The organism is Gluconacetobacter diazotrophicus PA1 5, assembly GCF_000021325.1.
GTDB classification, from domain to species: Bacteria; Pseudomonadota; Alphaproteobacteria; order Acetobacterales; family Acetobacteraceae; genus Gluconacetobacter; species Gluconacetobacter diazotrophicus.
Genome location: NC_011365.1, coordinates 1,674,481 through 1,692,465 on the forward strand (window position 1 = coordinate 1,674,481; position 17,985 = coordinate 1,692,465).

The 17,985-nt window shown below is 68.2% G+C and carries 18 protein-coding genes; 12 read left to right on the forward strand and 6 right to left on the reverse strand.

The genetic code is table 11. The annotated features are described in order from the left end of the window. Positions 1–9: 9 nt before the first annotated feature. Positions 10–444, reverse strand: a complete 435-nt coding sequence (locus GDIA_RS07475) for a hypothetical protein (protein ID WP_012553812.1) — start codon at positions 442–444, stop codon at positions 10–12. Positions 445–540: 96 nt separating this feature from the next. Beyond that, positions 541–1,563, reverse strand: coding sequence for an EF-P lysine aminoacylase EpmA (gene epmA / locus GDIA_RS07480; protein WP_012222959.1), 1,023 nt, complete (start codon positions 1,561–1,563; stop codon positions 541–543). Between the two features lie 47 nt (positions 1,564–1,610). Between epmA and GDIA_RS07485 the strand changes: the two genes are divergently transcribed. The 7 genes from GDIA_RS07485 (at position 1,611) to GDIA_RS07515 (ending at position 8,562) form a co-directional block, all read left to right on the forward strand. Beyond that, positions 1,611–2,759 (forward strand): lysine-2,3-aminomutase-like protein, encoded by a 1,149-nt coding sequence (locus tag GDIA_RS07485; RefSeq protein WP_012222958.1) that lies wholly within the window; start codon positions 1,611–1,613, stop codon positions 2,757–2,759. Between the two features lie 58 nt (positions 2,760–2,817). After that, the gene (gene efp, locus GDIA_RS07490) at positions 2,818–3,384 is read left to right on the forward strand and encodes an elongation factor P (RefSeq protein ID WP_012222957.1); all 567 of its coding nucleotides are present in this window, start codon (positions 2,818–2,820) and stop codon (positions 3,382–3,384) included. A gap of 61 nt (positions 3,385–3,445) precedes the next feature. Then, on the forward strand, positions 3,446–4,276 hold the full coding sequence (locus tag GDIA_RS07495; protein WP_041249639.1) for an inositol monophosphatase family protein: 831 nt from the start codon (positions 3,446–3,448) through the stop codon (positions 4,274–4,276). Between the two features lie 65 nt (positions 4,277–4,341). Continuing rightward, positions 4,342–5,145, forward strand: a complete 804-nt coding sequence (locus GDIA_RS07500) for an OmpA family protein (RefSeq protein ID WP_012222953.1) — start codon at positions 4,342–4,344, stop codon at positions 5,143–5,145. Beyond that, entirely contained in the window at positions 5,142–6,230 is a 1,089-nt protein-coding gene (locus GDIA_RS07505; RefSeq protein ID WP_012553814.1) for a hypothetical protein, read from the forward strand. Before GDIA_RS07500 ends, GDIA_RS07505 begins: the two co-directional genes overlap by 4 nt. A 15-nt stretch (positions 6,231–6,245) precedes the next feature. Beyond that, entirely contained in the window at positions 6,246–7,226 is a 981-nt protein-coding gene (locus GDIA_RS07510; RefSeq protein ID WP_012553815.1) for a peptidoglycan -binding protein, read from the forward strand. 13 nt (positions 7,227–7,239) lie between these two features. After that, a complete protein-coding gene (locus GDIA_RS07515; RefSeq protein ID WP_012553816.1) occupies positions 7,240–8,562 on the forward strand; it encodes a lipopolysaccharide biosynthesis protein in 1,323 nt (440 codons plus the stop codon). Between the two features lie 36 nt (positions 8,563–8,598). On the opposite strand, the gene GDIA_RS07520 is transcribed toward GDIA_RS07515, so the two are convergent. Beyond that, complete coding sequence (locus GDIA_RS07520) at positions 8,599–9,591, reverse strand: radical SAM protein (RefSeq protein WP_043458795.1); 993 nt, start codon at positions 9,589–9,591, stop codon at positions 8,599–8,601. Positions 9,592–9,641: 50 nt separating this feature from the next. Beyond that, positions 9,642–10,829, reverse strand: coding sequence for a glycosyltransferase (locus GDIA_RS07525; protein WP_012553818.1), 1,188 nt, complete (start codon positions 10,827–10,829; stop codon positions 9,642–9,644). Positions 10,830–11,090: 261 nt separating this feature from the next. Between GDIA_RS07525 and GDIA_RS07530 the strand changes: the two genes are divergently transcribed. Together GDIA_RS07530 and GDIA_RS07535 are read left to right on the forward strand one after the other, a co-directional pair. Then, complete coding sequence (locus GDIA_RS07530) at positions 11,091–12,536, forward strand: putative glycosyltransferase family protein (RefSeq protein WP_012553819.1); 1,446 nt, start codon at positions 11,091–11,093, stop codon at positions 12,534–12,536. A gap of 51 nt (positions 12,537–12,587) precedes the next feature. Continuing rightward, the gene (locus tag GDIA_RS07535) at positions 12,588–13,571 is read left to right on the forward strand and encodes a glycosyltransferase (protein WP_012553820.1); all 984 of its coding nucleotides are present in this window, start codon (positions 12,588–12,590) and stop codon (positions 13,569–13,571) included. Between the two features lie 18 nt (positions 13,572–13,589). On the opposite strand, the gene GDIA_RS07540 is transcribed toward GDIA_RS07535, so the two are convergent. Next, complete coding sequence (locus GDIA_RS07540) at positions 13,590–14,228, reverse strand: XRE family transcriptional regulator (protein WP_012553821.1); 639 nt, start codon at positions 14,226–14,228, stop codon at positions 13,590–13,592. 433 nt (positions 14,229–14,661) lie between these two features. Here GDIA_RS07540 and GDIA_RS07545 point away from each other — a divergent pair, with 433 nt between their 5' ends. Beyond that, entirely contained in the window at positions 14,662–15,894 is a 1,233-nt protein-coding gene (locus tag GDIA_RS07545) for a glycosyltransferase family 4 protein (RefSeq protein WP_081434711.1), read from the forward strand. Here GDIA_RS07545 and GDIA_RS07550 read toward each other — a convergent pair. Continuing rightward, complete coding sequence (locus tag GDIA_RS07550; protein ID WP_012222930.1) at positions 15,843–16,283, reverse strand: Rrf2 family transcriptional regulator; 441 nt, start codon at positions 16,281–16,283, stop codon at positions 15,843–15,845. The genes GDIA_RS07545 and GDIA_RS07550 overlap by 52 nt on opposite strands. A 78-nt stretch (positions 16,284–16,361) precedes the next feature. Here GDIA_RS07550 and hmpA point away from each other — a divergent pair, with 78 nt between their 5' ends. Then, positions 16,362–17,570, forward strand: a complete 1,209-nt coding sequence (gene hmpA / locus GDIA_RS07555; RefSeq protein ID WP_012553824.1) for an NO-inducible flavohemoprotein — start codon at positions 16,362–16,364, stop codon at positions 17,568–17,570. Continuing rightward, positions 17,567–17,950 (forward strand): DUF488 domain-containing protein, encoded by a 384-nt coding sequence (locus GDIA_RS07560; protein WP_012553825.1) that lies wholly within the window; start codon positions 17,567–17,569, stop codon positions 17,948–17,950. Before hmpA ends, GDIA_RS07560 begins: the two co-directional genes overlap by 4 nt. Positions 17,951–17,985 lie beyond the last annotated feature (35 nt).

Genomic DNA, 17,985 nt, shown 5'->3' on the forward strand with positions numbered 1-17,985 from the left:
GGGCGGCGATCAGCACCCGTCGCCGCGCATCGTCCAGGCGGACACACGCCCGGCGACGATTTCGAACGTCGTCTGGCACGAACTGGTGTAGTAGGTGCCGCCCCAGCCGCCTCCACCCCAGCCACCGCCGCCCCAGCCGCCACCCCAGCCGCCCCAGCCGCCCCAGCCAGGACCGCCCCAGCCGCCGCCCCAACCCGGGCCGCCGCCCCAACCCCAGCCCCAGCCCGCGCCGCCGGGCGCATAATTGGTCTGGTTGTCGATATAGGCCAGGAAGGTATGGCCCTGGGCCTCGTACGACCGGGTGGGCACCCCGAACGTGCGGATCACGTCCACTTCGCCCCGCCCGACCATCGAGTTGAGCAGTCTCCTCTGCTCGGGAGAGGGGACCTCGCATGCCGTCAGGGCAAGCAGGGCAGCCAGCGGTAGAAGCGAGATGTATTTCATGACACCGATAACCGAACGTGAAGGAAAATAATTACAGCCACGTTAAGATAACACGGCCGACGTTGAGGCGGCCTGTCTGTAAAGGTTACAAATATTTCAACCCATCCACTGGATATCTCCTATCCGTAACGCACCGGCGGCCAGCATGACCAGGCGGTCGAACCCCAGCGCGATCCCGGCGCAGGGCGGCAGGTGGTCCAGCGCGGCCAGCAGGGCTTCGTCCATCGGCCACGCCGTTGCGGGCGCCGCCCCGTACAACGCGGCACGGCGCTCCCGGTCGGCCATGAAACGCCGCCGTTGTTCCACGGGATCGGTCAATTCTTCGAACGCGTTCGCAAGCTCGATCCCGCCGGCATAGAGTTCGAAACGCAGTGCGGTGCGCGGGTCCGCCGGGTCGCGCCGGGCCAGCGCCGCCTGGCTGGCCGGCCAATGGGTCAGGAAGGTCGGCCGGTCGCGGCCGATCGCGGGTTCCACGCGTTCCATCAGCAGGCGGAAGAACAGGTCCTCCCAGTCCTCGCCGTCACGCAGGGCGCACCCCGCCGCCGCCGCCAGCGCCCCGGCGTCGCCTTCGGTCGGCAGCAGGTCCAGCCCGGCATGGCGGGCGAAGGCCTGTTCCATCGTCAGGCGTTCGAACGGCGCGTCGATGCGGATTTCCGCCCCCGCCGCCAGCCCGCCGGGACGATGGACCACCGGCGGCAGGACGGCGCGCAGCAATGCCTCGGTCTCGTCCATCAGGCCGGACAAGGTGGCGCCGGGACGGTACCATTCCAGCATGGTGAATTCCGGGGCATGCAGATGGCTGCCCTCGGCATTGCGCCAGACGCGGGCCAGTTGGAAGACCGGCAGGCCGGTCGCCGCGACGATGCGCTTCATCGCGAATTCCGGACTGGTATGCAGGAACAGCGCCTGCCGCGTGCCGTCATGATGTTCGCGTTCGGTCCTGAAGACGCGCAGATGCACCTCCTCGCCCGGGGTGGGGACGGCGCAGGGGGTTTCGACCTCCAGATAGCCGCGCGCGTCGAAGAAGGCCCGTATTCCGCGCCCGACCAGGGCGCGCCGCCGCAGCAGCGCCAGCCGCCCCGCGATGCGATCGGGGTCGTGATGGGGGCTGTCGGTCATGCGCGACTCCTGTTGCAGGACGAAATCCGGTCGAGTAGAGCCAGCCGATGACACGATCGGTCAACCTTCCCGAGGATACGCCCGCCCCGCCCGGCGCCGCACCGCCCGGCGCCGAGCCGGGCCGGACAGTGCGCGATGTGGCCGGCCTGGTGGCGGCCGGCCTGGTTTCCCCCGGCGCGGTGCCGGCGCTGGAAGAGGTCGCCCGGCAGTACGCCACCGCCATCCCGCCCGCCTTCGCCGGGCTGATCACCCGTCCCGACGATCCGATCGGGTTGCAGGTCGTCCCGGACGCGTCCGAACTGACGATTGCCCCCCATGAACGGATGGACCCGATCGGCGACGACGCGCTGTCGCCCGTGCCGGGCATCGTCCACCGCTATGCCGACCGCGCGCTGCTGAAGCCGCTGCTGGTCTGTCCGCTTTATTGCCGGTTCTGCTTCCGGCGGGAACATGTGGGCCCCGATGGCGGCGTGCTGGACGATGCGGCGCTGGAGCGCGCGCTGGACTGGCTGCGCACCCACCCCGCCATCCGCGAGGTGATCCTGACCGGGGGCGACCCGCTGATGCTGTCGCCCCGCCGCCTGGGCGCGATCGTCCGGGCGCTGGGGGACATGCCCCATGTCACCACCATCCGTATCCACAGCCGCGTGCCGGTGGCCGATCCCGGCCGCATCACCGACGCGCTGGCCGACGCGATGGAAACCGACCGCGCGATGTGGGTGGTGGTGCATGCCAACCATGCCCGCGAATTCACCCCGGCCGCCCGCGCGGCCCTGCGGCGCATCCAGGCGCGGGCCATTCCGGTACTGGGCCAGTCGGTCCTGCTGCGGGGGGTCAATGACAGCGTCGCGGCGCTGGAGGCCCTGTTCCGCGCCATGGTCGAGGCCCGGATGAAGCCGTACTACCTGCATCAGCTGGACGCCGCCCCCGGCACCGCGCGTTTCCATGTGCCGATCGCCGAGGGACGGCGCCTGCTGGCCGGGCTGCGCGGCCGGGTGACGGGCCTGGCATGGCCGACCTATACGCTGGATATTCCGGGCGGATACGGCAAGGTGCCGCTGGGTCCGGATTACCTGGAACCGGAGGGGCCGGCGCCGGACGGGACGGGCCTGTCGGTGCGCGATCCGGCGGGGGGACGACACAAACTGGAGGCTGAATCGGCGGCCAACCTTGCCCTCGGCGCCCGAGAGGGTTAGAAGCCCGCCTTCCATACCCATCAATCGTTCATACCAACACAACCAGACAGGCCCCCCCATGAAACAGCAGGCGAACCTGATCCGTGCCGGACAGGTCATCGAGCACGACGGCCGTCGCTGGACTGTCCTGAAGCAGCAGATCATCACCCCCGGCAAGGGCGGCGCGTTCATCCAGGTGGAAATGCGCGACCTGAAGACCGGCAACAAGACGAACGAGCGCTGGCGCACCGCCGACACCGTCGAGCGTCTGCTGACCGAGGAAAAGGAATATACCTATTCCTACATGGACGGCGACAACATCGTCCTGATGGACCCCGAGACGTTCGAGCAGACGCTGCTGCCGCTGGACCTGCTGGGCGACCAGGCGCCGTTCCTGCAGGACAACATGGTGCTGGTGGTCAACCTGGTCGAAGGCGACCCGGTGGGCGTGACGCTGCCGGCGCAGGTCACGCTGGAGATCATCGAGGCCGACCCCGTGGTGAAGGGCCAGACCGCCAGCTCGTCCTACAAGCCGGCCAAGCTGTCGAACGGCGTGAAGACCATGGTGCCCCCGTTCATCGAGGCCGGCGAGCGCATCGTCGTCCGCACCGAGGACGCCAGCTACGTGGAACGCGCGAAGGGCTGAGGCCCTTATCGCGTTCCAGCCCCCTTCCTCCGCCGAACAGACAGGACCGACCATCGTGGCCATGCGACTCTCTCCCCACATGACGGTGATGCAGAACGCGGCCCAGAAGGCCGCGCGACGCCTGTTGCGCGACTTCAACGAGGTCGAGCAGCTGCAGGTCAGCATCAAGGGGCCGGGCGACTTCGTGTCGCAGGCCGACATGCGCGCCGAGGCGACGATCCGCGAGGAACTGCTGCGCGCCCGCCCGGGCTATGCCTTCCTGATGGAGGAGAGCGGGGCGTCGGGCGGCGACAACTGGACGTGGCGCTGGATCGTGGACCCGCTGGACGGCACCACCAACTTCCTGCACGGCATTCCGCAATGGGCCATTTCGATCGGCCTGCAGCGCCGCCTGCCGGACGGCAGCCTGGAGATGGCGGCGGGCCTGGTCTACAACCCCGCCGCCAACGAGATGTTCTGGGCGGAAAAGGGTGTCGGCGCGTTCCTCAACGAACGGCGCATCCGGGTGTCCGCCCGGCGCGACATGCTGGAAGCGCTGTTTGCTACCGGCATTCCCTTTGCCAAGATCCCCGCGCAACGCCGCCTGCCCTTCGCGCGGACGCTGGGCGCGCTGATGCCGCAGGTCGCGGGCATCCGCCGCTTCGGCGCCGCGGCGCTGGACCTGGCCTGGGTGGCCGCCGGCCGCTACGAAGGGTTCTGGGAACTGGGGCTGAAGCCCTGGGATTGCGCCGCCGGCCTGCTGCTGGTGCGCGAGGCCGGGGGCTATGCCACCGATCCCGACGGGGTGGAACTGAACGACCTGGCCGACACGGTCAATGTCGTGGCCGGCAATCCGCACCTGCATGGGCCATTGCGCGAACTGGTGGCCGAAAGCCTGGTCGCCCGGCCCTGATCGGGGGGCCCGTCACGCTTTCCGCCCTTCGACCGAGGGGCGATCTGCTTTAGGCTTCGCCGATCATGTCCCATCCTCTCTTCCCCCGGTCCCTCGTCCTCCGCCCCCGCGCCGTCCTGACCGTCCTGACCGCCGCGCTGGCGGCGGGGCCGCTGGCGGGTGCCGCGCGGGCGCAGGTCACGACCGACGACAGCGCCCTGTCCACGCTGGCGCCGGCGCCGAAGCACACCGCCCCGGGGGCCACGACGGCGCGGCATCCGCGCCCCGCGGCCAGGACCCAGCCGCAAGCCACAGCCACGGCCCACGCGCCGCAGGCCGCCAGTGCCCGGCCGGCCGCACCTGCCGCCCCGCCGCCCATTCCGGCCGCGCCGCCGCCGCCGCCCATCATCCGCCCGCCCGTGGTCGACGTGCCGCTGCACCCGCCGGCCCCGCCGCCCGAAACCGTCGCGGTCGCGGGCGCCACCGGCACGGTGCAGGGCCTGCCGGCCGGGCTGCGCCTGACCTTTGCCCGGGACAACGCGGACATGAATGCCGCCATGATCGACCGGGTGAAGGGCTTTGCCGCCACCCTGCTGCAGGTCCCGTACGCCCGCGCCGAAATCGACGCCACGGCGTCAGGGCTGCCCGACGACGTCTCGACGCCCCGGCGCGTGTCGCTGTCGCGCGGGCTGGCCATCCGGTCGATCCTGATCCATGCCGGCATCGCCTCGACCCGCATCTATGTCCGCGCCATCGGCCTGCCGCCCGCCGGCACGCCGGACGGCACGAACCCGGATCATGTTGACGTGACCCGGTCCGATATGGTCGCCTCTCCGTCCTCTGCCGCTTCTTCCCCCCCCGCCCCTTCGGAGCCGCGCCCCGCACCGTGACCCAGCCCACGACCTATCTTCTGCGCATCACCCTGTTCCTGGCGGCCGTCGTGCTGGTGGCCGCCCTTCTGTGGCGCACGCTGTTCGCCGCCTTCTTCAACAATCCGGTCCTGGACGGGCTGATCCTGGGAATCCTGGCGTTCGGCATCGCGTGGAATATCCGGATGGTGCTGCGCCTGATTCCCGAGGTCCGCTGGGTGGACACGCTGCGCCAGCCCCGGGCCGGGCTGGCCCCGCCCACCCCGCCCCGGCTGCTGGCGCCGATGGCCTCGATGCTGGCCACGCGCAGCCGCACCGACCGGCTGGTGCTGTCCACCCCGGCGATGCAGTCGATGCTGGACAGCCTGTCCTCGCGCCTGGACGAGGGGCGGGAACTGTCGCGCTACATGACGGGGCTGCTGATTTTCCTGGGCCTGCTGGGCACGTTCTACGGCCTGCTGCTGACCGTGGGGTCGATCGCCGACGTGATCGGCGGCCTGTCGGTCGGTTCGGCCGACCTGAACGTGATGTTCGACCAGCTCAAGACCGGGCTGGCCCAGCCGCTGCACGGCATGGGCACCGCGTTTTCAGGATCGATGTTCGGCCTGGCCGGCGCGCTGGTGCTGGGCTTCCTGGACCTGACGGCCGGGCAGGCGCAGAACCGCTTCTTCAACGACCTGGAAGAATGGCTGGCCGGCCTGACCCGTATCGGTTCCGGCCTGGGCGCCGGAGACGGAAGCGAGGCCGGGGTCCCGGCCTATGTCCAGGCGCTGCTGGAGCAGACGGCCGAAAACCTGGAAAAGCTGCAGACCCTGATCGCGCGCGGCGAGGAAGGGCGCATGCAGCAGCAGGCCCTGCTGGGCAGCCTGAACGAGCGGATCGGCGCGATGACCGAGACGATGCGCGCCAACCACACCCTGATGCAGCGCATGGCCGACGAATCCGGCCACGCCCATCTGCGCGGGATCGAGACGCTGCTGACGCGTATCCTGACGGACATGGAACAGGGCCGCGCCCAGGTGGCGACCGACATTCGCAGCGACCTGCGCCTGCTGGCGCGCACCGTCGCGGCGTCCGCGCCCGCCGGCGCGCGCGGCACGCCCTGATCGCGGGGGGACGCCATGGCACGCCGCCGCCGCCAGACCCATGCCGGGCTGGACGCCTGGCCGGGATATGTGGACGCGCTGTCCACCCTGCTGATGGTCATCATCTTCGTCCTGCTGGTCTTCGTGCTGGGGCAGGCATTCCTGTCCGTGGTGCTGAACAAGCGGCAGCAGGCCATGGACCAGCTTGCGCACCAGGTCGCGCAGTTGAACGACATGCTGTCGCTGGAACGCGGGCAGAACCATTCCCTGCAGCTTTCGGTCGCATCGCTGCGCGCGGCCCACGAGAAGGACGCGGCGATGGAAACGTCGCTGACCGCCCAGGTCGCGCAGACCACGGCCGAACGCGACAACCAGGCGCATCTGGCCCAGGCCAGCCAGCAGCAGGTCACGGATCTGGGTTCGCAACTGGAGCAGTTGCGCCAGCAATTGTCGGCCGCGATGGCGGTGCTGGACATTTCGCAGAACGAGATCCGCGACCGTGACCGCAAGATCGACGATCTGGGGCTGAAGCTGAATGTGGCGCTGGCCGACAAGGTCGAGCAGTTGCAGCGCTATCGGTCGGAGTTCTTCGGCCGGCTGCGCGACATCCTGCAGAACCAGGACGGCGTGCAGGTCGTCGGCGACCGCTTCGTGTTCCAGAGCGAAGTCCTGTTCCCGCCCGGCGGCGCCGAACTGTCGCCCAAGGGCATCGCCGACATTCGCGCCCTGGCCCGGACCTTCCATCAGGTCTCGGCCCAGATCCCGGCCTCGATCCCCTGGATCCTGCGGGTGGACGGCCATGCGGACCGCCAGCCGATCCACAGTGCCTTCGCCAGCAACTGGGAACTGTCGTCGGCCCGCGCGATCACGGTCGTCAAGCTGCTGATCGCCGAGGGCATCAGCCCGCATCACCTGGCCGCCACCGGCTTCGCCGACTTCCAGCCGCTGGACACCCATGAAACCCCCGCCGCCTTCGCCCGCAACCGGCGGATCGAATTCCGCCTGACGGACCGATAGGACAGAGCGGCGGGTGAGCAGCCACGACACGGGACTGACCGCCCGGATTTTCCGCAATACCGGATACCTGCTGGGCGGCAAGGGCATGGCCGGGGTCCTGGGCTTTGCCAACACGGCGCTGGCGGTTCGGGCCCTGGGGCTGCGCGATTACGGTGTGCTGCTGCTGATCCATGCCTGCGCGGGATCGTTTTCGGTGGCCACGCGCTTCCAGTCCTGGCAGCCGCTGCTGCATTTCGGCAGCACCCTGTTCGCCCACGGCGAGGACGAGGGCGAGCGGGACCGGTTCCAGACGCTGCTGCGCCACTGCTTCCTGCTGGACATCGCGGGCGCCGCCGCCGGGTGCGGCCTGGCCCTGGCGGGGGTGGCGTGGTTCGGCCCCGTGCTGGGCTGGCCGGTCGCCGACCAGGGTGCCGCGATGCTCTACATGACCTCGATCCTGGTCATGAACACGTGCTGCGCGCTGGGCGTGCTGCGCCTGACGAACCGGTTCCGGCAGTCGGCCATGGCCGACGTGGCGATGATGCTGACCCGGCTGCTGGGCACCGTGGCGGGGCTGTGCCTGCATTGGAGCCTGCCCGCGTTCCTGGCGGTCTGGTACGCTGGCACGATCATGGCCTTCAGCACCAATTCGCTGGCGGCATGGCGGGCGATCCGCGATACCCCGAGCTTCACGGGGTTCCGTATCCTGGGCGCGCGCTGGCTGAGCCGGATCGACGGCATCTGGCGGCTGACGCTGTCGACCAGCGGCGACCAGGCCGTGTCGTCACTGACCGCGCGCATGGCGGTGCTGCTGGTGGGTGCCGCGACCGATCCGGCCGCCACCGCGATCTACAGCGTCACCTGGCATGTCTGCGACGCGCTGGCCCAGCCGGCCCAGTTGCTGACCCCCGCCCTGTATCCCGAACTGATCCGCCTGCGCGACCGCAAGGACTGGGCCGGCATGTGGCGCGTCATGCGCCGCATCTTCCTGGCCCTGGGCATCTTTTCCATCGTGGCGCTGCTGGTCGCGGCCAGCGTCGGCCCCTGGGTGTTCCACAGCCTGCTGGCCATCCATCGGCCGGACAACCTGCCGCTGCTGATGCTGCTGACCACGGCGGCGATCCTGGATCTGTGGGACGTGCCGCTGGAACCGGTGCTGTTCTCGCTGGGCTGGGCCCAGCAACTGTTCGCCAGCCGGATTGCCGCCACCGTACTGTCGCTGCCGATCCTGTATGGGCTGGCGCATCTCTGGGGCGTGGACGGGGCGGGTGTCGCCACCCTGTTTGCCGAGGCGCTGATCCTGTCCACGCGCTGCTTGCCGTTCTTGCGCATGAAAAGGCAAGGGCTCAGCCCTTGACCCGCCAAAGGGCGTAGCCCTTTGGAAACCCGGTTGTTATCCGGGTATTGGGACGGGGTCGCTTCGGTGCTGGGCGCCGCGATAGCGGTCGAACATGCTCATCTGGTGCACGCAGCTGAGGGTGCATGTGGGCGCGCAGTTCTTCTTCGTGTCGTATTCGCGCTTCAGGTCCTCGGGGCCGTATTCCAGCAGCGGAATGCCGGGATAGCCGCGCTGCTGCGAGCACCAATGCACGACCCCGTCCTCGGTCACGTACAGATACCGCGCGCCGGCCCGGCATTTCCAGTCGTTCGGCTGGCCGTGCATCAGGTTCTTCTGGAACAGGCGGTAATTCAGCGTGTGGACCAGCGACGGGGAAATTTCCGTGACCCGCCGATAGGCCTTCATCTGTTCGTCGCTGAGCGCCTTCAGCGCGCCGGAATGGTCATGCAGCACGCCGACGGAATGCTGCAACCCGTAGCGCGCGGCGGTTTCGGCGATCGTGACCACATCCTGGGTACGCTCGCCCGTCACGCCCAGCACCGAATTCACGTTCACCTTGAAGCGCGCATGTTCGGACAGCAGCGCCAGCCGGCCCTCGACCGAGGACAGGCTCTTCATCGAGATGTCGTCGGGCGTGATGTTGTCGATGCTGACCTGCATGCCCTGCAGCCCGGCGGCGTTCAGCCGGTCGATCCAGGCGCGCGAGAGGCGGAAGCCGTTGGTGATGGTGGTGACGATCATGCCGTGGTCGCGCGCGATGCGCACGATCTTGTCCAGGTCGGGATGCAGCAGCGGCTCGCCCCCGGTGAAGGTGATCGAGGCCGTCCCCAGCTTCGCCAGATGATCGACCCGCGCCTTCAGCACCTCCAGCGGCACCGGGGCCGAGAAATCATCGAATTCGTTGCAATAGCCGCATGCAAGGTTGCATTTTCGCGTCACCACAACCTGGGCGAGCAGGGGCGTGTAGCGCGTGCCGATGGCCTTGGCCGCGAAGCGCACGCCCGCGCGCAGGTTCTTGAAGCGATTGGCCAGGGAAATATCGTTCATCGTTACCATGTCGTCCGAGGAACCGGGCGGAACCGGGAAAAGGGGCCGCATCATAGGGAGGAGGCGGCGCCCGCGATAGCCACCTTCGCCGCGTCTTGCCGGGAACGGTTCGCGCGGACCAGGTCGTCGTAATAGCCTTCGAGGATTTCGGTCTGCCGCCGCAGGTCGAATTGCCGGGTGACGAAGGCGCGTGCCTGCCCGCCCATCGTGGCCCGCAGCGCCGGGTCGGCCAGCAATGTTCCGATGGCCGCCGCCAGGGCGTCCACGTCGCGGGGCGGCGTGATCAGGCCGCTTCGCCCCTCGGCAATGCCTTCGGGAATGCCGCCCACGCGGGAGCCGATCACGGGTACGCCGGTCGCCGCGGCTTCCAGCAGGACCATGCCCAGCCCTTCGACCCGGCCGCTGGCGGTCAGGATGCTGGGCAGCACCAGCATCGCCGCCCGCCGCATCCAGTCCATCACGACCGGATGCGGCTGCGCGCCGAGGAACGAGACCCGCGTGCCGATGTCCAGGGCACGGGCCAGAGCTTCCAGCCGCGATCGCAGCGGCCCGTCGCCGATGATGACCAGGCGCGCCGCCGCATGGCGCGGTGCCAGGCGCGCGAAGGCGCGCAGCAGGTATTCGGTCCCCTTGAATTCCACCAGGCGGGCGACATGCAGGATGGTCGGCGTTTCCTCGCCCGGGTCGCGGGGGCGCACCGACGTGCAATCCACGCCGATATAATGCACGCGGGTCCGGTCGGCGGGAAAGCCCAGCGCCAGCGCGCGGTCGCGCAGGAAACCGGAATTGCACAGGAAAAGCTGCCCCTGCCGGGCCAGGGCGCGGCGATGAAGCGGATAGTTCATCCAGGCGGGCGAGGCCAGATAGCGCGCCGTGGACAGGGTGACATCGAATCCATGGAACGTCGTGACCAGCGGCACGCCCACGCGCCGCGCCAGCGGCAGGGCATAGACCCCGTCCACCCCGAAATGCGCATGCACCAGGGCCGGCGCATGGCCGGCGAGCAGCCGCAGGTAGGGTGCGGGATCGCGCGTCAGCATCTGGGCGGCGATTCGCGGCCACGCCATGTGGCGCCACAGGTCGTGCAACAGCAGGGCCCGTGCGCCGGATGGACCGGCGCCGTAGCGCAGGCGCCCCGTATAGAGCGGTACGTGCCGGCGCAGGGCCTGCGCCTGCTGGGTGATGAAGACCTCGGAAACCCGGAACAGATTCTGACGGAAGAGAACGATCTCGCGCAATACAGCGTCCCTGTGGATGGGGCGGATGATGGCCCGCGCGCACCCTACAGGCTGCGCCGGGCAAAGCGAAGCGGCGGTCCGGGCGGGGCGGCGCGCGCGGATATATTACAATATGTTGCCACAAAGACATTTCATCGTGTGGCCCCACGTGCCATCAGCCAGGGCACCTGCCGTACTGCGTCATCCGAGAGACGATTCCATGGATTTCCGTTTTCCCTTCCCGCCCCGGCCACCAGCGCGGACACCGCGATCCGCCCTGTGATGAGACAGTCGCTGACGCCGGTCCTGACGGCGATGATGCTGCTCGGTGGCATCCTGCTCGCCTACCCCATCCTTGCGATGGGCGCGCATGTCCCGCTGAATCATAACGAAGGGTGGAACGCCTATTTCGCGATGCGGGCGATCCATCCCGCCCTGGGTCCGCTCTATCCCGGCGCGGACAGCATGGTCTTCGACAATTATCCCCCGCTGTCATTCTACGTTGTCGGCGCGCTGGGGTGGATATGCGGCGATGTCCTGCTGGCCGGGCGGCTGGTGGCGATGGCATCCTTCCTGGCCTGCGCGGCCCTGATCGCGCACATCGCGCGGCAGTTGGGCGCGTCGTGGCAGGGCGCGCTGTTCGGGGCGCTGCTGTTCGTGCTGTGCGGGGCATCGTTCTATCCCATCTATATCGGGACGGACGATCCGCAATGGCTGGCCCACGCGCTGATGCTGGCGGCCTGCGCGATTGTCCTGCGCAGCACGCTGCCCGTCACGCGTCCGGGCGGAATCTGCCTCGCCGCAGGGTTGATGGTGGTGGGTGGGCTGATCAAGCACAATATCCTGGCCCTGCCACTGTCGTTGACGACCTGGCTGGCGCTGCGCGACCGGCGCGCCGCCCTGGCCTGGTGTGCCTGCGGCATCGTTGGGATAGCCGCCACCGTGTCGATCCTGGGCGGGCTGGAAGGCGAACAGATGTTTGCCGACATCCTTGGATACAAGCGGCTGTACCTTGCCCGGCGCGCGATCCTGGGACTGACCAACGCGGTCGGCATGGTTGGTATGGTTCCGCCGCTGTGGCTGACCTGGCGGCAACGCGGGTCGATGGGCAGCCCCTATGGCTTCGTCTGCCTGTTCACCATGCTCGCGCTGGGGCTGGGCGTCGTGCAGCGGACCGGCGTCGGGGTAGCATACAATGCGCAGTTCGAGCTTCTGATCGCGCTGTCGCTCGCGACCGGCGTGGCCCTGTCCAGCCCGCTGGTCCGCACGGACCGCCAACGCCGGAGGCTGGCGCTGGTGGCGATGCTGCCCGCTCTGATCGAGTTGCCGGTCACCCTGCCCCACGCCATGCGTGACTTGTCCGCCTTGCAGCATGAACGCGACGCATGGCAGCAAGCTATAGATCGCATCGCCGCCATCCCCGGCCCGGTCGGATGCGAGGCCCCGCTGCTGTGCTACTGGGCGGGCAAGCCCTTCGTCATCGACCTGTTCAACGCCAACCTGGCAATCGCGACGGGTGCGTCCATGACCCCGTTCCGCGACGCGGTCACGCGCGGGGCCTATGCCGCCTTCGTGCTGGATGCCGCGGCACCCGCGTCACGGGCCGCCATGAACGGTCCGACGCCCATTACCGATTTCATCCACCGGACCTATACCATCCGCGACACGCGCTTCGCCCGGATCGTCATCCTGAGCCGGCCTGATGGCACCGGGGCCCCGTTACGATAGAAGGCGGGAAGGCCCTTGCCTCCTGTATCTTTCCCCTGCAAGCCGGACGTCATGACAATACCCGCCTGTGTACATTTCTGCTGGATCGGTCCGACCCTTCCCTGGGCCTATGTCTTCGCCGTCCTTTCGGCCGCCGAGAACAGCGGGATGGCCGATATCGTCCTGCATCACACCGACGCGCTGGCGGAGGGACCGGAGCGGCGGGCGCTGGAACGCGCGCCGAAGGTCCGGCTTTCGCACATCGACCCGGTCCGGTACCTGACGGAGGTGGAACGGGCGGCGGGCCTCGACGCGGGCCGACTGGTCGCGTTCTATGATTCGGTGGCTACGCCGGTGCAGCGGGCGGATATTCTGCGGGTCGCGATCCTGTATCGGGAAGGCGGCGTGTATCTGGACATGGACACGATCACGACGGCATCGTTCCGTCCCTTGCTGGGCGCCCGGCAATTCGTCGGCACCGAGCGCATCGTATGGCCGCATGCCGTGCGCACGTCGCGTTCGCCCGCCGTCCGGGCGCGGCATGTCGGGCTGTCCCTGGCGCGCAAGGCGTTCCGCATCATCCCGCATGGCTGGAAGGGTTTTCGCCATATCGAGCATTTCTATCCGCGCGGCATGAACAATGCCGTGCTGGGTGCGGAGCCGGGCGCCCCGTGGATCGACGCCTGCCTGCATGCCATGCTGGCCCTGTCCACGGAACAGCGGGTGCGGCCCTATGCCCTGGGACCGCATCTGCTGCAGCGGCAGGCCGGACCTGACTGGACCGGCGACCTGACCGTCCACGATCCGGCCGTGTTCTACCCGGTGCCGCCCGAGATTTCAGAGCATCTTTTCCGCTTCAGCCGGCAGGTCCGGGCGCGGGAGGTGCTGCGCCCGCGAACCTGCGTCGTACACTGGTACGCGTCGGTACGGACCAAATCGCGCGTGGCGCAGATCACGCCGCGCTATGTGCGCGACCACCGTCGCCACCAACTCTACAGCGCGCTGGTCTGCGCCTTTGTCACCGCCCTGCCGGACGACGAGGAAAACGGCGCATGATCGGAGGTCCGGACCCGGTCATGCTGTCGCACCCGAGCGCCAGACGATGCGGCCGACGATCGTGGCCGGAGCGTTGCCCCCGTTCCACAACTGACGTGCCTGTTCGGCACTGACGACCTGTTCCGAATATCTTTTATTGTCGCTTGTCACGACCAGGTCACCGTCTATCCTCTGCTCCAGACGCTTGACCAGGAGTTGCTCTCCGGCACGGATGACGTAGATCGCGCCCGAAACCAGGCGTTCCCTCGCGCGATCGACGAAGACCAGGTCGCCATTGGAAAGCGTGGGCTCCATGCTGTCTCCACGGACCGTGAGTGCCACGAGCCTGTCACGCGCGGCCCACACCGATTGGGGCAGCAGCGACCGCCCCACGCCGATCGCCTCCACAGGAGCCTGATCCGTGGCGACAGACCCCGATCCGGCGGCCAGTTCATCGTCATAGCGTGGAACCACCAGGTACTCGTCGAACTGTGCCGCATCCGGGACTGGGCCCGTTCCGCTATCGGCACCCGTGACAAGCCATTCGAGCGACACCCCGCAGGCCCGTGCGATCCTGAATGCCGTGGACGCCTTCATCTCGCGTCCAGCGAGATAATTGTTCAGCGATCCAAGAGGCACCCCGGACGCGGCGGCGACTTTCAGGTTGCCGCCCCCCATGCGGATGGCCTGCCGTAGCCGTTCCGAACGATCTTCCGTGCCTCCCCTCTCTTCCGGAACGGAATAATCCCTGTCCGGCGGAGATACGTCCCCAGAAATGCCATTCATTTTAAAGGTCTACGGAACTTATCCCCAGAAAACTTCCGCACTGGGTCTAATAACTGCGATTCTACCATTGCGAAACATATCGGATGTGCCATTCTCATGGCATTCCCTCCGTCAAAGACATGCGCGGTCGGACCAACGATAGCGCCCGGTTGCCGCCAGGCGCGTTTGAAGGAGTCCCGCTTATGGCACAGAAGCCCGTGGGGATGCACATCGACGACCTCAAAGCAGAATTACACGAGCCGTTCGACGCATTGGGGGGCGGTTTCCGGACGGCCCGGAGACGCCGCCCCGGCACCGTCGGTCTTGCTCAGAGCCGGATCGGGGAGTGACTGACGCCGAAGCCCTGGACCGTCGATCAGACGGTCCAGGCAAGGTGAAGGCGTTACGGTGCTGCTTCCTGATCGAGCATATTGGCGCGCTGGGCGGGACGGAGCGCGCCGCCTGTCAGGTCATGACGGGACTGGCCGAACGGGGCGGCTTCGAGGCCATCCATCTACTGGAAGTCTTTCCCGTCGGGCCGGCGCCGTTCCCGTTTGATCCCTCGATTCGACGCGCGGCGCTGAGCGCGCGCAAGATCTCGGTCCTCGGCGCATGGCCGCGTCTCGTGCACCGGTTGCGCGCCTATGTCCGCATGCATGCGATCGACGTGCTGATCGTCGTGGAATCCACCCATGCGCTCTATGCGATCCCTGCCCTGGCGGGCACTGGCGTACGGTGCGTGGTGTGGGAGCATTTCAATTTCGGCGTCGATCTCGGACGACGCCCACGGCGCTGGGGACGCCGCGTCGCGGGGCGCTGGGCGGATGACGTGGTGACGCTGACCCAACGCGACATAACCATGTGCCGTATGGGAATCGGGACGGGGATGCGCGCGCATCTCACCGCGATTTCCAATGCGGCGCCGCCTGTGTGGCGCACGGCCTATCCGGTCGAATCGCGCGTGGTCCTCGCGGTCGGCCGTCTTGTGCCGCAAAAGGGATACGACCGGCTGATCGAGGCATGGCGGCTTCTCGCGCGCGATCCCGCGCTGGCGGCCTGGCGGCTGGCCATCGTCGGCGACGGGCCGCTGCGCGGGGTCCTCGAACGCCAGATCGCGGACGCGGAATTGGGAGAGCGCATCGAACTGGCCCCCGCCACCGTGGCGATCGAGACGTATTATGCCAGGGCCGCCCTCTATTGCTGCGCATCGCGGTTCGAAGGATTTCCCATGGTGCTGCTGGAAGCCGCGGCCGCCGGCGTCCCCGCTGTCGCTTTCAACTGCGAGACCGGGCCGTCCGAGATCATCATCGACGGTGAAAGCGGGGTGCTCGTGCCGCAGGGCGATGTCGCCGGACTGGCCGGAGCATTGCGAGCACTGATGACGGACCCCGTTCGGCGCGCACGTCTCTCGGTCGGCGCGCGGAAGCGGGCGGAGGTGTTCGCTCTGCCAATCGTTCTGGCGCGATGGTACGCGCTGCTGGGCGTCGACGCGCCCGCGACGCGAAGCGACGTGGAATGGAGCGTCGGTCAGGACAGGACGCCGCGCGTGCGCTCCGTGATCATGTCGGCCAGCGTGTAGCGGTCCAGCACCGCGGTGAAGGCGCCCAGGGCCTCGCCCAGCACGCCCTTCAGGCGGCAGGCATCGGCCAGGACGCAGGGGCGTGCATCGGGGGCCGACGGGTCGTCGCCCTGCATGCAGCCGACCAGGGCCATGTCCTCTTCGGTGTAGCGGACCACGTCGCCGATGCGGATCGCGTCCGCGGCGCGGGCCAGCCGCAGCCCGCCGCCGCGCCCGCGCACGGTTTCGATGAACCCGCCGCGACCCAGGCGGTGGATGATCTTCATCAGGTGATTTTCCGAAATGCCGTAGGCCTGCGCGATCTCATGGATCGATACCAGGCGGTCCGTGCGGGTGCCCAGATAGATCAATGTTCTGAGGGCATAGTCGGTATGCAGGGTCAGGCGCATCGCTAAAAGATATCCATAATTGACATCTTTATCCAGCGGCGCAAAAGATGCATCGTTTTTACATCTTTGGAGCGCATGATGGCTTCCCCCCTGGACGACAAGACCCGCGCCATCGTTTCCGCCTGCGTGCCGGCGCTGGAAGCGCATGGACTGGCGATCACGACCGAAATGTACCGGCGCCTGCTGGCCAACCCCGAGATCCGCGACCTGTTCAACCTGTCGCACCAGAAGGATGGCGAGCAGCCCACGGCGCTGGCCCTGGCGGTGCTGGCCTATGCGCGCAACATCGACAATCCGGGCGCGCTGGGCGGCATGGTCGAACGGATTGCCGAAAAGCATGTCGGACTGAATATCCGGGCGGAGCATTACCCGTTCGTGGCCGAGGCCCTGCTGGGTGCGATCGCGCATGTGCTGAGCGACGCCGCCACGCCCGAGATCCTGGACGCATGGGGCAAGGCCTACTGGTTCCTGGCCGACATCCTGATCGGGCGCGAGGCGCAGATCTATGACGCCCATGCGGCGGCGCCGGGCGGCTGGACGGGGTGGCGCCCCTTCACCGTGCGCCGACGCACGCGCGAGAGCGAGACCGTGACGTCGTTCGAACTGGTGCCGGTCGATGGGGCGCCGGTGATGCGCCACCGCCCCGGACAATATCTCAGCTTCCGGCTGGACGTGCCGGGCCTGGGGTCGCAACGGCGCAACTACAGTATCTCGTCGGCGCCGGATGACGGGTCCTACCGGATCAGCGTCCGGCGGATTCCGGGCGGCGCGGTGTCCGGCTGGCTGCATGACGACGTGCGCGAGGGCACGGTCCTGCAGGTGTCCGCCCCCGCCGGCGATTTCACGCTGGCCGATCCCCTGCCGCCCGCCATCGTGCTGCTGAGCGCCGGGGTGGGGCTGACGCCCATGATCTCGATGCTGGACGCGCTGGCAGCCCGGGCGGACGCCCCGTCCATCCATTATATCCATGCCACGCGCACACCGGACACCGAGGCATTCGGACGGCACGTCCGGCGGCTGGCGGCGGAGGGGCGGATTCGCGGCGACGTGTTCTACAGCCGCCGGGCGCCGGCGGACGGGGAGGACGCCGGAACCGCGCACCATACCGGGCGTATGACGATGGACTGGCTGCGTGCGAACCTGGCGGCGGATGCCACCTATTACGTCTGCGGCCCCGACGATTTCATGCGCGATGCCGTTTCCACCCTGAAGGCGGCCGGCGTGCCGGCCGGACGGGTGCGCCATGAATTCTTCGGTTCGGCGCATGACGGGGCATTGGTGATGTGACACGCCGTTCAGCCATACATGTCCGGCGGATCTATGATCCGCCGGAACCCGCAGAAGGCGCGCGCATCCTGGTGGACCGGCTGTGGCCGCGCGGGATGAGCAAGGCGCGGGCGGCCCTGACGCTGTGGCTGAAGGACATCGCGCCATCGACGGAACTGCGCCTATGGTTCGGCCATGACCCGGAACGCTGGACGGAGTTCCAGCGGCGTTATCGCGCGGAACTGAAGGCCAATCCGGCCGCGGTCGAACAGGTGGAGCGGCTGGGCCGGCAGGGTCCGGTGACATTGGTGTACGCCGCCCACGACCCGGATCATAACGAAGCCGTCGTCCTGGCGGATTATCTTCGCCGCCTGGACGAGGACGCGCCGGCCAGCCGGTGACGCCTGGACCCCGGTCCCGCACCACAAGGGCAACG

Excerpts from the sequence above, each read along its gene's own strand:
- GDIA_RS07475 (WP_012553812.1), bottom strand. The coding sequence starts at position 444 with ATGAAATACATCTCGCTTCTACCGCTGGCTGCCCTGCTTGCCCTGACG.
- epmA (WP_012222959.1), bottom strand. The coding sequence starts at position 1,563 with ATGACCGACAGCCCCCATCACGACCCCGATCGCATCGCGGGGCGGCTG.
- GDIA_RS07485 (WP_012222958.1), top strand. The coding sequence starts at position 1,611 with ATGACACGATCGGTCAACCTTCCCGAGGATACGCCCGCCCCGCCCGGC.
- efp (WP_012222957.1), top strand. The coding sequence starts at position 2,818 with ATGAAACAGCAGGCGAACCTGATCCGTGCCGGACAGGTCATCGAGCAC.
- GDIA_RS07495 (WP_041249639.1), top strand. The coding sequence starts at position 3,446 with ATGCGACTCTCTCCCCACATGACGGTGATGCAGAACGCGGCCCAGAAG.
- GDIA_RS07500 (WP_012222953.1), top strand. The coding sequence starts at position 4,342 with ATGTCCCATCCTCTCTTCCCCCGGTCCCTCGTCCTCCGCCCCCGCGCC.
- GDIA_RS07510 (WP_012553815.1), top strand. The coding sequence starts at position 6,246 with ATGGCACGCCGCCGCCGCCAGACCCATGCCGGGCTGGACGCCTGGCCG.
- GDIA_RS07520 (WP_043458795.1), bottom strand. The coding sequence starts at position 9,591 with ATGAACGATATTTCCCTGGCCAATCGCTTCAAGAACCTGCGCGCGGGC.
- GDIA_RS07530 (WP_012553819.1), top strand. The coding sequence starts at position 11,091 with ATGAGACAGTCGCTGACGCCGGTCCTGACGGCGATGATGCTGCTCGGT.
- GDIA_RS07535 (WP_012553820.1), top strand. The coding sequence starts at position 12,588 with ATGACAATACCCGCCTGTGTACATTTCTGCTGGATCGGTCCGACCCTT.
- GDIA_RS07540 (WP_012553821.1), bottom strand. The coding sequence starts at position 14,228 with ATGGGGGGCGGCAACCTGAAAGTCGCCGCCGCGTCCGGGGTGCCTCTT.
- GDIA_RS07550 (WP_012222930.1), bottom strand. The coding sequence starts at position 16,283 with ATGCGCCTGACCCTGCATACCGACTATGCCCTCAGAACATTGATCTAT.
- hmpA (WP_012553824.1), top strand. The coding sequence starts at position 16,362 with ATGGCTTCCCCCCTGGACGACAAGACCCGCGCCATCGTTTCCGCCTGC.